Annotated in this window: 9 protein-coding genes; 2 read left to right on the top strand and 7 right to left on the bottom strand. The window is 56.6% G+C overall.

Going from position 1 to position 14,152, the window contains the following annotated elements:
- Window positions 1-354 precede the first annotated feature (354 nt).
- The 4 genes from GRI91_RS11720 to GRI91_RS11735 all read right to left on the bottom strand — a co-directional run bounded on the left by GRI91_RS11720 (window position 355) and on the right by GRI91_RS11735 (window position 9,400).
- Entirely contained in the window at window positions 355-1,938 is a 1,584-nt protein-coding gene (locus tag GRI91_RS11720; protein WP_160736876.1) for a sulfatase-like hydrolase/transferase, read from the bottom strand.
- A 165-nt stretch (window positions 1,939-2,103) separates the two neighbouring features.
- Window positions 2,104-4,422, bottom strand: a complete 2,319-nt coding sequence (locus tag GRI91_RS11725; RefSeq protein WP_160736877.1) for an arylsulfatase — start codon at window positions 4,420-4,422, stop codon at window positions 2,104-2,106.
- A 63-nt stretch (window positions 4,423-4,485) separates the two neighbouring features.
- Window positions 4,486-6,777: an arylsulfatase gene (locus tag GRI91_RS11730; protein ID WP_160736878.1), complete on the bottom strand. Its 2,292-nt coding sequence runs from the start codon at window positions 6,775-6,777 to the stop codon at window positions 4,486-4,488.
- A gap of 247 nt (window positions 6,778-7,024) precedes the next feature.
- A complete protein-coding gene (locus GRI91_RS11735; protein ID WP_160736879.1) occupies window positions 7,025-9,400 on the bottom strand; it encodes a TonB-dependent receptor in 2,376 nt (791 codons plus the stop codon).
- A gap of 150 nt (window positions 9,401-9,550) precedes the next feature.
- Here GRI91_RS11735 and GRI91_RS11740 point away from each other — a divergent pair, with 150 nt between their 5' ends.
- Window positions 9,551-10,426, top strand: a complete 876-nt coding sequence (locus GRI91_RS11740; RefSeq protein ID WP_160736880.1) for a LysR family transcriptional regulator — start codon at window positions 9,551-9,553, stop codon at window positions 10,424-10,426.
- Between the two features lie 34 nt (window positions 10,427-10,460).
- On the opposite strand, the gene GRI91_RS11745 is transcribed toward GRI91_RS11740, so the two are convergent.
- Together GRI91_RS11745 and GRI91_RS11750 are read right to left on the bottom strand one after the other, a co-directional pair.
- A complete protein-coding gene (locus tag GRI91_RS11745) occupies window positions 10,461-10,865 on the bottom strand; it encodes a hypothetical protein (protein WP_160736881.1) in 405 nt (134 codons plus the stop codon).
- Between the two features lie 29 nt (window positions 10,866-10,894).
- A complete protein-coding gene (locus tag GRI91_RS11750; protein WP_160736882.1) occupies window positions 10,895-11,293 on the bottom strand; it encodes a hypothetical protein in 399 nt (132 codons plus the stop codon).
- Window positions 11,294-11,441: 148 nt separating this feature from the next.
- On the opposite strand from GRI91_RS11750, the gene GRI91_RS11755 reads away from it, so the two are divergent.
- A complete protein-coding gene (locus GRI91_RS11755) occupies window positions 11,442-12,260 on the top strand; it encodes an AraC family transcriptional regulator (protein WP_160736883.1) in 819 nt (272 codons plus the stop codon).
- Window positions 12,261-12,368: 108 nt separating this feature from the next.
- Here the strand turns inward: GRI91_RS11755 and GRI91_RS11760 are convergent, their stop codons facing one another.
- Window positions 12,369-14,129: a sulfatase-like hydrolase/transferase gene (locus GRI91_RS11760; protein WP_237437828.1), complete on the bottom strand. Its 1,761-nt coding sequence runs from the start codon at window positions 14,127-14,129 to the stop codon at window positions 12,369-12,371.
- Between the last annotated feature and the right edge of the window lie 23 nt (window positions 14,130-14,152).

Here is a 14,152-nt window from a genome sequence, read left to right on the forward strand (position 1 = left end):
TGACGCGCTCTCTCGCGGCGCACTCGCGAGGCTGCGCCCGGTGCGGATGACCGAGCTGGTGACTTCGTCCGGCTTTGTCTCGATGGCCCTCGCGACCGTTGCCAGTGGGCGCAGAAGTTAAGCGTCCACAGGCAACGGTGGAGATAGATGGATTAGTGACCGCGACCGCACTCACGCTCTTCGCCCTGCCCACCATCGCGCAGGTCGGCTGCGCCGCTCGAATGACAAACGCAACTGGCGCGAGAAGTGGTGTAAGCCTATCCTTTCATCTGCTCTCCTGTTCGTTTCCAGCGCGTCAGATACATAGGCCTTCCGCTTGGAGGCGGTGCGCGCCTCGATCAACGTGGCGAATGCCTAGATGTCCGCCTGCTCCCGCACCGCCTGACGCAGAAAACAGAAATTGGCAGCTTGATCATCAGCCGCGAAGTTTCTGTTCAGCTGCTTCGGGCAACTGGTGGGCGCTGTGAGTGGATATTCCTCAATTGGATCGGTCACCAGATTATAGAATTCGCAATTCGTGCTGCCCTGCTTTTCGGTGCAAAGAACCTTGTATGTCGCGTTGCGTACCGCGACCTGATACTTTGACAGTTCTCCCGTCGGAGTGAGGTCTTCGAGGATGGGCACTGCGGTTTCCGAAACAATATAGTCATGAACGGGATCGCGGACGTTCGCTTCTTCACCGAACAGGACCGGCGCCAGCGACCGGGCATCAAGCGTGACCATGCCAGTGCCTTCCCGATTGGACACATTTTCCGGAACAGGAGCCTTGGCGAGATCCAGAATGGTCGAGAACAGATCGGCGACATGGAGGTAGGCAGCGCTCGTCGTGCCCGGTTCGATGCCTGGTCCCCGGATCGCAAGGGGGACCCGCATGCCACTTTCATAGCCGGTGCCTTTGCCCCGGCCGACGCGGGTAATGTACATGTTGTCGATGAAATTGATGAATTCAGGTCCGTACATTGGCGTGCCATTGTCGCCAACGATGATGACGTAGGTGTTCGGATCGGTCTTATCGATAAAGTCCAATAGTTTGCCGATCGTCGTATCCATGGAATTGGTCATGGCCCGATTCATCGCCTCAGCCGAACAATTCCCGACATTGGCGGTGCCGAATTGCCCCCCGCAGGCGATCATTTCCTTGCGCGAGGCTTCATCCAGCGCGTCCTCATTGGGCACCACCGTCGGAGCGCCCATCTTCGATGTGATGTGGGAAAGGTTATAGGCCATCCAGACGAACCACGGTTTATCGGGGTCATCCGCTTCGCGATCATTGATCCAGTCTATCGCATCGGCAATCTTCGTGACCGGTGCATAGGTGGTCGATTTGATCCCCGGCAGCGCGTTGGCGGGCGCCGCTTCATCACGCACCTGGTCCGCTTTCGAATTCTGGTCCTGAACCTGATAGGTATAGTCCCAATATCCCTCAATCGCGCCATTCATATTGCCGCGAAACAAATCGAAGCTGGCCTGCTTGGGCTTCATGCCGGGATATTGATTGAGCCCAGCCAAATGCCATTTTCCGAAGATCGCTGTGCTGTACCCGGCATGTTTGAGATCCAGCGCAATGGAGTGACTGTCCTGAGTAAGCCAGTTTGTATAGTCGCGCACGCCCGTCTTGGAAGCATAGAGACCCGTAAGAATCGAGGCGCGAGAGGGTGAACAGAACGGCTGAGCCCACGCCTCGCTAAATGTCATGCCCTGTGCCGCGAAATGATCGAGAACAGGGGTCGACGCCGGTGCCCCCTTAATCTTCGCATAGTCCGCATGGTTGCGGCCCGACGGTCCATACATATCCTCAAGCTGGTCTATCAGACCGGGGTACATATCCGAGGCCGTGTCGGTTCCGATGTCGTCGAGTATGATCAGCGCGATATTGGGATGATCAGCGGGCTCTTCTGCCGCATGGGCAGGCGCTGCCACCATAGAAAAAGCGGCCATGGCTGAGACACTCGCCGTCGCCATCGTCTTCAAGTGACCTAATTTTCTAAACCACATGACACTTCCTTCCTGTTCAGTTTTTTCGGTCAGCAGCGGCTGCCCCGGCAACGAAGCAGCACCCTCTCTCCATTGAGGTGAGCCGCCGGCCTGCCGGGCAGGCACAGACTACTTCCTCGTGAATTCCACGTAGTTGATTGAGAGATTACGCATCGACGGTTCGTCCATGCCTTTCAGCAGGGTGCGCACATTGTATCGCCCCACCACACCGCTGCCGCGGGCCGGATAGAGAATGGGCACTTCTGCCGAGGTCACAGTCTTTCCGTCAACCAGCATGGAAAGGAGGGCAGCGCGCGGGCCGTGTTCAGGATCGGCCGTCGCAGCGATGGTGATCGTATGGTCGCCAACTGGGAGGGGCTCACCAACGAGTTCCACCCGCTCCTGCGCCCGCGCGGACGGGTTATACAGATAGAGTGGCCGGCCATCATCAAGCAGCAGACCCGCTCCCCCCGCTTCGTCGCCATTGATCACGACCGGTCCTTCCGCCCCGTCGCCGGTCACGGTGACATGGGCATCGACCTTCCAGCCTATTTTCAGCGAGGGGAAGTTGCCCGCCGCATAGCGCGTATCCCCCGGATAGAAGGTCAAGTGATCGCGGCCCTCTATCAGCGAGGGGCGCTTGCCCGGCCCTACCCGGCCAATCAGATCGGCCTCAATCGGATAGACATGGTTGCGCTTCGCAGCCTCGTCGAAATCCGCTTTAAGTTCGGCAAGCTTGCCGGGGTACTGGGCGGAAATGTCGTGCGCCTGTGAATAATCGACGGTCAGATTATACAGTTCCCACTTGAACTTGGCGGGATCGAGCGGCTTTGTGCTTCGGTCGAATGGAGCACGCGGCGGTGTCGTCGCAGCAAGCCAGCCCTCCTTGTAAAAGGAACGGTTACCGAGCATTTCGAAATATTGCTGATGCCGGGTGGAGGGCGCATCGGGATGACTGAAGCTGTAGACCATGCTGACGCCATCAATCGGCTGCTGCGCCACCCCATCGACCTTTTCAGGCGGATGAATTCCCGCTGCCTCGTAGATGGTCGGAGCGATGTCGATAACATGATGAAACTGCCGGCGGGTCTGGCCTGAAGCATGAATACGGTCAGGCCAGCTTATCACCAGACCGTCGCGCAAACCGCCCAGATGAGAAGCGACCTGTTTACCCCATGGGAAAGGCGCGTTCTGGGCCCAGGCCCAAGCGGCATTATAGTTGGAATAGCTGTCGCGCGTGCCGTTCTCATCCGATTTTTCTATCAGTTCTGCTTCGGTGGGTTCGATCCCGACCAGGCTCTGCAATTCCTGCACCGCGCCGCGCCGGCTATCCATGCTCGCGCCATTATCACCCTGAAGATAGATGATGAGCGTGTTGTCGAGCTGACCGGAAGAGCGCAGCTCATCTATGACCCGGCCGAGCTGATTGTCGAAGAACGACAATTGAGCGGCCGCCACTTCCATCTGGCGAGCGTAGGTTTTCTGCGCTTCGGGACTGAGGCTGTCCCAGGCGGGAAGTGCATCGGGACGCGGGGTCAGCACGGCGTCCTGCGGAATGACGCCCATGGACTTCTGGCGTTTGAAGATCTCCTCGCGCATGCGGTCCCAGCCCATGTCGAACTTGCCCTTGAAGCGGGCGATCCAGTCGGCAGGTGCCTGATGCGGGGAATGCATCGTGCCAGGGGAAAGATATATGAAGAAGGGATCGTCGGGCTTCTGGCTCCATTTCACATGCAGCCAGTTGATCATGTGATCGGTAAGGTCCTTGTCGAAGATGTAACTGGGGTCCTCCGGCGGCTCGACCGCATTACGGTTTTCGATCAGCTCAGGCCGGAATTGGTCCGCCGCCGCCGCGTTGAAACCATAGAAATAGTCGAATCCCAGACCATTGGGCCAGTGATTGAAGGGGCCCATCGGCCCGGTTTCCCAGATCGGCGTATTGTGATTTTTGCCAAAAAACGCGGTGTCATAGCCACTATCGCGTAAAACTCGCCCGACGGTTGCTGCGCTGTCAGGAATCACAGAGGTATAGCCAGGTTCATCGATCGCAACATTCGTGATCGATCCGGTGGCGACGGCGTGATGGTTACGCCCCGTCAGTAGCGCTGCGCGCGTAGGCGAGCACATGGCCGTTGTATGAAATTCGTTATAACGCAGGCCATGCCGGGCCAATTCGTCGAAGGTCGGAGTGGGGATCAACCCACCGAAAGTGCTAGCCGATCCGAAACCGACATCGTCCGTCATGATCAGGAGAACATTGGGAGCCCCTGCGGGAGCGCGGGGAGGCTCGGGATAGTTGTTCCAGCGTTCCTGCCTTTCCGAGCCGAAATCGGGTGCAGGACGATCCCCCGGAGCCACCTGAGAAGGCGCCGCAAGAGCTTGAGCAGCAAACAGCAAGCCAAAAGCCGCACCGCCTAGCGGGTGACGAAATTTGTATAAACTTTTCATGGTCGCTCTCCAAACTGCTATTATTTAAATGGTTTTTGATGAATTCCGGCGAATTTCTCTGTTTTACGGCTTCATCTTTTGCAGCGTGACTGACTGGATAGAGCAACTACAGCGTTCGGCTATCCGTTCTGCCAGCGGATCGGAGAAAAAGGGCGCTATGCTTCGTCGCCCGATATAGGCATCCCCACGCCCATGGATGGTCAGCGCGGTCTCGCGGGACGCTACCAGCTTGTCGTCTACGCGCATCTCCAGTCGGGTGCCTCCCTGCTGCAGAGGGAGGAACGCTACGCTTACTTCATATTGACCGGCCGGAAGCGGCGCGTCTGGCTGCACGGTTACCGGCGAACCAGCACTGCCCGGATTGACGATATAAGTCGGCTTTCCTCTATCGATGATCATTGCCTGACCGCCGAAGTGATCCCCCTGGACAAGGACCGGGCCGTTGGACGCATCGCCTGAAATTCCGACATTCGCAATGATTTCCCATCCTGCCGATACGGAAGGAAACGAATAATTGTTGTAGCGCGTATCGCCGGGATAATAAGTGAAGCTGGTCCGTGAACCGAGCCGGCTGGGACGGAGCTGCGCCGCCATGTTGGCGTTGAGATCGGCATTGAGCGGATAGACGTGGTATTTCTTTGCCGCAGCATCGAAATCGGCTTGGAGTTTAGCCAGTTTCTCGGGATAATTCGCCGAAACGTCCCGCGACTGCGACCAGTCATTCTTCAGATCGTAAAGCGCCCATTTGAAATCCTCCGGCGCAGTCCGGGCCGCGTAATCCCATGGCATACGTCCCGGAATGGTCGATGCAATCCAGCCATCCTTGTAATAGGCCCGGTTGCCGAGCATTTCGAAATATTGCTCTTTATGGCGCTCGGGCGCCGAGGCGTTATCAAAGCTGTAGGTGAAGCTTATTCCGTCGATTGGCTGCTGGACTACCCCGTCCACCTTTTCCGGCGGGGTAATACCCGCAGCGTCGTAAATGGTCGGCGCAACGTCGATGACGTGCGTGAACTGATCGCGAACCTCGCCCTTATCTTTAATGCCTGCGGGCCAGCTGACCACCATGCCATCGCGCAGACCTCCGAAATGGGATGCGACGCGCTTGCCCCATTGGAAAGGCGTGTTGGTCGCCCAGGCCCAGGCCGCGGGATAGGTGCCGAAGGTCGAGGGACCACCGTAATCGTCCTTCGCCGCGATCAGGTCTGCATTGGTCATGGGTGATCCCGAAATGACGCGCACAAGGTCGGCCGAACCGTTGAGGTCCTCCTCGCTCGCCCCGTTGTCCCCCTGAATATAGATGACCAGAGTGTTCTCAAGCTGCCCCGACTGGCTCAGCGTATCGAGAACGCGACCGATCTGGGAATCGAAATAGGCCAGCTGCGCGGCCGCGACTTCCATCGTCCGGGCATAGGCAGCCTGAAGTTCTGGAGAAATGCTATCCCAGGCGGGCAAGCCCTCGGGACGGGGGGTCAGAACGGCGTCGGGCGGAATAATGCCCATCTTCTTCTGCCGCTCGAAAGTGTCTTCGCGCAGCCTGTCCCAGCCCATGTCGAACTTGCCCTTGAAGCGGGCGATCCAGTCGGCAGGTGCATGATGCGGCGCATGGGTGGAACCGGATGCGAAATAGGCGAAGAAGGGATGATCTGGCCGCAGTTCCTTTTGCACATTCAGCCAGTGAATGAGGTGATCGGCCAAATCGCGATCGAGAATATAATCCGCCTCGTCAGGCGGGCGGACCGTGTTTCTGTTCTCGATCAGCGCTGGGTTGAACTGATCTGCAAAGGGTGCATTGAAACCGTAGAAATAATCGAAGCCCATTCCGTTGGGCCAATTATCAAACGGCCCGACCGGCGTGTTCTCCCAAACCGGCGTATTGTGATTCTTGCCGAAAAAGCTGGTGTCATACCCATTTTTCTTAAGCACCTGCGCGATGGTGGCTGCACTTTTGGGAATGACCGACGTGTAACCGGGCTCGTCCAGGGAAACATCCGCGATCGATCCGCTGCCAACCGCATGATGATTGCGTCCGGTAAGCAGGGCAGCGCGCGTTGGAGAGCACATCGCCGTAGTGTGGAACGCGTTATAGCGCAGACCCTGACGTGCCAGTTCGTCAAAAGCCGGCGTCGGCACCGCTCCGCCAAAAGTGGAAGAAGCAGAAAAACCGACATCATCGGTCATGATGAGCAAGACATTGGGGGCGCCTTCGGGTGCCTCAGCCGCACGCGGATAGGCTTTCCATTGCGTATCGTCTCCCTCCTGCGCGATAGCCGGGGACGGAGAATGGGTCAGCAGAAGCAGCGCGAACGCTACGCCCGCAAGGCGGGGAATGGAAGATTTGCGTCTCGTCGTCATGAATATCCTCGCTGCGTTCCAGAATGGGCTGCCCCGTGATTTTCCCGCCGGTGCTGTGTCAGGATGGTGCCGGTCAGAAACAAGGCTGAGGGTCCCTTACGAAGAAGGCCTCATCGTTTTAGGTATAGGTGGTTGTTCATCACCGGAGTGAGGGCCGCCCTCTGGCAAGCAACAGCCATTCTTTCACAGGTCGAAACTTCGATCAGAAAGAACTGTCCGTTGCCTGGCCAGAGGGCGGCGCTGCAGATTAGAAGGAGCGGCGTACAGTCAGTGACCACTCGCGTGGCGCGGCTGGCGAACCAATGACAATTCCGATCGGCAGCCTGGTCTTGTTCTGATAATAGAACTTGTCCGCCAGATTGGTGACGGCGAGCGCCACACGCCAATCACGATCGGGGGAATCCCACGTGAGGCGCGCATTCATAACCGTATAAGCGGGAACCTGCGCCGCAGGATTATTGTCGGATGCGGTGAAGAAAGAGGATTGATAGGCCAGATCGAAACGCGGCGTCAGGGTGCCGGCATTGCCGATCTCGGCTTGATATTGAATTCCCATGCTCGCCTTCCACTTGGTGACGAACGGAGCAATGGAATCGAGCGTGATACCGGCTATTTTGGCGCCTTCGGCTCCGATACTCTTGAGATCGAAATCGAGATAGCTGAGCGAACCATCGATGGTCAGTCCATATATGGGCTCTGCGGTCAATTCTGCTTCAATACCCTTGAAACGCGCATCGCCGGCGTTGGTCGGGGTGGCATTTTGCGGGGTAATGACTACTCCGTCCACGACCGTCGGAGCGGTATCTGAGAAGATGATATTGCTGTAATCATTAATGAAAGCAGACAGGTTGAAACGTACGGCTCGATCGAAGAGATCGCTCTTCAAACCGATCTCATACGCGTTCAGCGTCTCCGGATTGAAAGGCTGGACCTGCTGAATGACAAAGGGTCGCGGATTGATCCCGCCCCCTCGGAAACCGGTCGAGAATTGTGCGTACGCGAGCACTTGATCACTGAATCGATAATCCAGATTTACCCGGTAATCCCAGCGTTTTCCGTGGAAATTGCCGACGGCACCGTCGATCTTGCTCTGTGCGGTGTAGCTTACCTCGCTGGTGTCGAAGGGGTTGAGCCGGCGGAAATAGTAATCCTTGCGGTCATCGGTGTAGCGGATGCCACCGGTGAGGTTGAGCCGATCGGTCAGATGCATCACCGCATGGGCAAAGCCTGAAATGCTTCGCGCCGGAATTCTGTCGTCAGAATAGAACACTGAAGTGAAGGGAGAACCCGGAGCAATGATATTGCCGCCTTCGATATAGCTAGTGGCGTCGTAATAATATGTGCCCAAGGTCCAATCGAGAAAACGGTCGAAACTCGTACCACTAAGCCGCAGTTCCTGGGTGAGCTGATGGTGCGTATTCGTGACATTATTTGTGTTGATCCCGAAGGGGGTCGTATCAAAATCCGTGCCGTATCGACCAGAGAGGCTCTGATAGGACGTGATCGACTTCAGAGACAGGTCGGGATTGATCGTCCAGTCGATCGTACCGGACACTTCCCAGCTACGCAGGCGCGTGTTGGGGCTCCACACGGTCGTATCGTGGCTTCCGGCTGAATCGGTAAATGCCGGAGTCGTGTAGGTCGCATAATTGCTGTATTCATGCGGATCGGTGACAAAGATGCTTTGATCGCTCACCCCCGGTGTCAGCGCGGGTGAAACGCCGATCGACAGCAGTTTCGTTGCGCCCGGTTCGGAATCATCTACCAACCGACTGGCCGCGATATTTACCTCAACATCGTCGCTTGCAACCCAGCGCAATGCTATTCGGCCTGCTGTGTAATCCTTGCCGCCTTCGTGGCCGATGACGCAATTTTTCCCGCTAGCGGCAGAGCCTTCAAATATGCCGTTGCCGGGATTGCGGCAGCCAAAATCATAGCGCTTGAGAAAGCCAGTCTTGTGACGCGTTACGCCGGACAGGCGAACAAAGACATTGTCGGGAACGAGTGCGAAATCCGCGCTCGCTCGCAGGTCGATCCGGTCATAGCTGCCGATCGTGCCTTCCACGAAGCCACCTTCACCCTGCGGTTTCTTGGTGTAGAGCTTGACGGCACCGCCGATCGAGTTTTTGCCTGCGAGGGTCCCTTGCGGTCCACGAAGAATCTCGACGCGGTCGAGATCGAGCAGATCCAATTGAGAGCCAAAGACCGAACCGTGATAGACATCATCGACATACAGGCCGACGCCAGGCTCATAAGCAAAATTCGTATCCGCCTGACCAACTCCGCGAATATAAATCGCGGCCCCCGGCCCGAAGGCTGATGTCGTGGGCTTCAAAACCACGTTCGGGGCGCTATTCGTAAGGTCAGTTATGGTATTGTAGCTACGCGCTTCAAGGCCAGCACTGTCCATCGCTGTGATTGCAATCGGCGTGTCTTGTAGACTTTGCTCCCGAAATTGCGCCGTCACCACAATTTCACGTATCGAGTTGCTATCCTTTGCATCGCTTTCCTGCACGCTTCCAGACGAGGTCCGGTCCTGACCTAGTGCAGGAGATGCCAATACGGTTGACGTTGCGATGAAAAGAGTGGCGCCAGACGCCAGTAAACGAGTAGCTTTACGCATGCCTTCATATCCCTCCACAAATTATCTCGCGCCTCTTTAAGTGCGCTTTGGAACAAGCAATCGGCATGGAAGAGTTGCAAAGCAACGGCATGAAGCGATATCACACCAACAACCTAATGGTTATCGGTTAGGCATCGGAGGGGTATCGCAATGGCTACAAAACGCCAGCTCGAAGTGTTTTTGACAATCGTGAGATGCGGCAGTTTTCGCAAAGCGGCAGATGAACTGCATATTAGCGAAGCATCGGTCAGCAAGCAGATGAAGGCATTGGAAACCGCTGGCGGTCAGCCCCTATTTACGAGGGAGAGAGGCCGACCTGCCCAACTCTCGGCGCAGGGGCAGAGCATCCTGAACGTTGCGAAACAGACATTGGCGTTGCAGGAAAAGTTGCAGGGTGGCACCGAATCCGCAGCCCTTCCCCCCTCGCCCAAATTGATCATTCGTCCCTTCCTGATGCAATCTCTCATCAGGCCTAATCTGGCAAAATTGCACGAGGCTGGCTGGCCCAAAACAGCATCCTTCACCATCGTCGAAACGACCAATGAGATACTTTCTCTGCTGGAGCGCGATGCCAATGCATTTGCGTTCTTTCGGGGAGGTCTCCAGGAACGCAAGGGTCTGACTTTTTCCTATCTCAAAGAAAGCAACGCTTCGGTCTTTGCCCCAAGAGAAGTGTGCGATAAGATCCGCTCGGGCTTGTTGAAAGAAAACGAAGTTCCTTTCATCACCCCACAGTACAATCTTGAAATAAACGGATTTTCGATCGAAGCGGCGCAGGAAACTGCGAAGGGGGCGCCACTCATTATCGAGATCCCGGCTTTCATTGACCAGCTTATCGAGGAATCGATCAAACGCCAGGCGAAAATTTTCATACTCGACGATCACGCGGCGGAGGCTGTGTCGGAGGGATACCTGGAAGTCGTCAAGCCAAAGGCCAAAGCTTATTGGTTCACCCTTGCGAGCCGTAGCGATGCCCATCCAGAGCTGAGGGACATATTGGCCAATTCCTTCAAAGCGGTGATCTGATTGCATGAAGGAGAGAGGATTCGGTGATCGTGGCTTAGGCCGTTACGGTTCCGGTGCGCTGTGCCAACAATTGGCCAGCGATATCCATTGCCTCTTGGCGAGACGACGTGAGTTTCAGCGGAAATCCCCAGAGTTTGCCAAAGGCCACACCGAAAGGTTTGAAGGCCATCCTCTTGGTGGCACTTGGTTCAATCACGATCATCGCCTGCACGAGTGTCCGCAATTCGGTCTTGTGGTTCTTCAGCCATAGCGCGGTGCGCTTCTTCTCTTCCTGGCTGTGCTCATGGTCTTCCGTCGGAGCGTTATCGGTCAAGATCACGAATGGTTCGCCGCGTGCAAAGCTGGCCTCCAACGCCTTGAAATCCTCATCGTGGTCGTGATCGGGTGTTTTTTCATAGCTCATCCACACGAGCGGGAAGTTGGTAATGTCTAAAGGCATGGGTCGTCTCCTTGCAGGGGTGGGTGATGTCAATTCGAGCGGATATGCCGCCACGACATGCTCATCGCGACCACGCCCGGAAGCGTGACGGCCAACAATTCCAGCCCCACGAGATGGGTGCCGTCACGCAGCCCGTCCGTCACGCCGGCCAGCGTGCTCATGATGAAAAGGAACCCGCCAAGAACCAGCATGGCCCAGTCGGTCGCGCGCGTTCCGGCCAGTGCCAGCAAAGGCGGGAGAATCCATGCTCCATAAAAAAGGGCGACGCCCCACATGGCGGCAGGACTGAAGGTGATGGCCTCGATCGTTCCGCCGCTTGCGACATAATCGTTCAGAAAAGAGAAGCTCTGGATCGTGACGAAGAAGACAGCACCCACCGCCGGGATGAGCCATGCCACTGCGAGCTTAGCTGGGTTATTGTCGATCACGTCAAAACTCCGATCCGAATTTGCTCAACGGGACGGCTCCACGCGCCCCTTCTGTCTGCAAGCAATACGACAGTCGGCTAATGACGTCATTGCGTAATCCTGCCATTATATGTTTTGATTCGGCCAAAGACATATACCGAGACCTTTTATGCATATTGACGTCCGCAATGATTGGCTTTCCCATGTCGATGAGGTTCCGCGCGCGCTTGTCGCATCCAACGCTGTCGCCAATCTTGAGGCGCTGGAAAAATCACCGCGCCACCATCATGAGAAGGCGCAACTGCTTTTCACCGTCCGCGGCGTCATCAATTGCGAAGTGGACGACGCGGTCTGGATCGTGCCGCCGCAATGCGCGGTGTGGATTCCCGGCGGGCTGCCCCATACGGTTTTCGGCTCGGGAGAGGTGGAGTGCCTCTCGCTCTTCATTGACCCGCCTGAATCTGCGGATCTTCCGAAAGAGTGCTGTACGATCACAGTGTCGGCATTCTTCCGGCATTTGCTGCTGCGGGCCAACGAACTGCCGGAGCTTTATGATCCGGATGGCCCGGATGGCCGGATCGTATCCGTTATCTTTGACGAACTGGCCGTGGCACCGATCGAAGATCTCCGCCTCCCGATCCCGAGCGATCCCCGTCTGAAAAAGCTCACCGACCTGTTGATCGCTGCGCCTGCCGACCGTGCAACCGTGGCCCAGTGGGCGTCGCGCGTTGCGCTCAGCGAGCGGAGCCTGAGCCGCTTGCTTACGGAGGAAGTGGGCATGAGCTTCGGGCGCTGGCGCCGTCAGCTGCATATTGTCCTTGCCTTGCGGCATCTGAGCGCCGGCGAGACCGTTCAGGCGGTCGCGATGGATCTCGGCTATGAAAGCGCCAGCAGTTTCGTGACGATGTTTCGCAAGATGGTCGGTAAACCGCCAAGCCGCTATCTGCTCGAACGGCGCGGACCTGTTCCTGCCGATCATGGCGAGTGACAGGAACAGCCGGCGCCATCCGCCTATCCAGCATTGGCTTGCCGGATTGAAGTACAGACGGAGCACCCATTGCTGGCGCTCCGTCTGCAATATTATGTTTCCCCGCGATCAGTTGGTAAAAGTTACCGGGCCGACCGTGCAGTCGCAACGCCGGGGGCCTTTACGATCATCCACTTGCGGGCGTCCAATCAGAGCTTCACCGGCCAGGCTCCCAATCACGCGATCGACCTTCACCTGATCCACCAGCGTGCCATCGACTTTCATTGTGAGCAGGAAACCCTGCTCCTGAGGCGTAAAGCCTACATCGATCTGGTATTTGCCCGGCGCAAGCGCATTCATGCCGCGCAGGATGCGCCGTTCTTCAGCACGCCCGCTGGGATTGTAGATGAACTGGGGGAACCCATCCTCAAGGGACAAGGCCCAGCCGGAGAATTTGCCGCCCTGAACAGCGATAGGTCCGCTATCACTTTGGCCATTGACGGTCACTTGGGCATTTGCGTGCCAATCATTGGTCATGGTCGGAAATGCCCGTGCCGGATAGCGGAAGTCGCTTGGATAATAGGTATGCGGCACGCCCTCCTGCACACCGGAAGGCCGGTATTTGGGATCAATACGCCCGAAGAAATCTGCCGAAAGAGGATATATGTTATACTTTTCTGCAGCCTCGTCGAAGTCGGCTTTCAGCTCTTCAAGCTTCTTGGGATATTTGTCCGAAACGTCGTGAACCTGCGTATAGTCTTCATTGAGATTATAGAGTTCCCACGGCGTCTTGTACGGATCGGTCTTGTTCGCTTCCCATGGTTTCCAGTTGACGATGGTCGAAGCCAGCCAGCCATCCTTGTAATAGGCGCGGCTTCCCAGCATCTCAAAATATTGCTCACGATGCCGGGCAGGAGCGTCGGCATTGTCGAACGTATATTTGAACGAAATGCCGTCGATCGGCTGCTGCTTCACTCCATCAACTGTGTCAGGCGGCGTAATGCCGGTCGCTTCGTAAATGGTCGGTGCGATATCGATCAAATGGGTGAACTGTGTCCTTAGCGTTCCGGTATCCTTGATCTGGTCCGGCCAAGAAACGACCATTCCATCAAGTTGTCCCCCCAGTTTGGAAGCCACCGTCTTGCCCCAGGGGAACGGCGTGTTCAGAGCAAGCGCCCACCCTACCTGATAGTCACCAAATGTGTCTTCGCCGCCCAGTTCATCAAACTGCTTGAGCATTTCCTCTTCGGTCGGGCGGACACCGGCGAACTGGGAATAGGTGTTGGTGGTGCCATGCAAATCATGCAAGGCAGCGCCATTGTCGCCTTGCACATAGATGATCAGCGTATTGTCGAGCTCGCCGGTTTCCTCGAGGCGGTCGAGCACGCGTCCGAACTGATAGTCCATAAAGGCCAGCTGACCGGCAGCCACTTCCATCATGCGGGAATATAGCCGTTTCTGATCATCCGTCAGCGTATTCCACCGGGGCACGTCTGACGTCATCTCAGGCATTTCAGCCGATTGCGGAATCAGGCCCATTGCCTTTTGCCGGGCGAATGTCTGCTTTTGCAGCTCATCCCAGCCCATATCGAACTTACCCTTGAACTTGTCGATCCATTCGCGCGGAGCCTGTTGCGGACCGTGAACCGTTCCGGGCGAATAATACATGAAGAACGGCTTGTCCGGCGCAGCGCCATGCTGTGCGCTCAGCCAGCCGAGCATATGATCGACCAGATCGCGATCGAAAATATAGTTCTCATCATTGGGATCGCGCCGCACGAAGTTGATGTTTTCAAGCAGCGGGGGATTAAACTGGTCGGTACCAGCTGCGTTGAAGCCGTAAAAATAGTTGAAGCCCCATCCGATGGGCCAGTTTTCGAATGACCCCATCGGCCCCAGATCCCAGTCGGGCG

It is taken from the genome of Altericroceibacterium endophyticum, assembly GCF_009827595.1.
In the GTDB taxonomy this organism is placed as follows: domain Bacteria; phylum Pseudomonadota; class Alphaproteobacteria; order Sphingomonadales; family Sphingomonadaceae; genus Altericroceibacterium; species Altericroceibacterium endophyticum.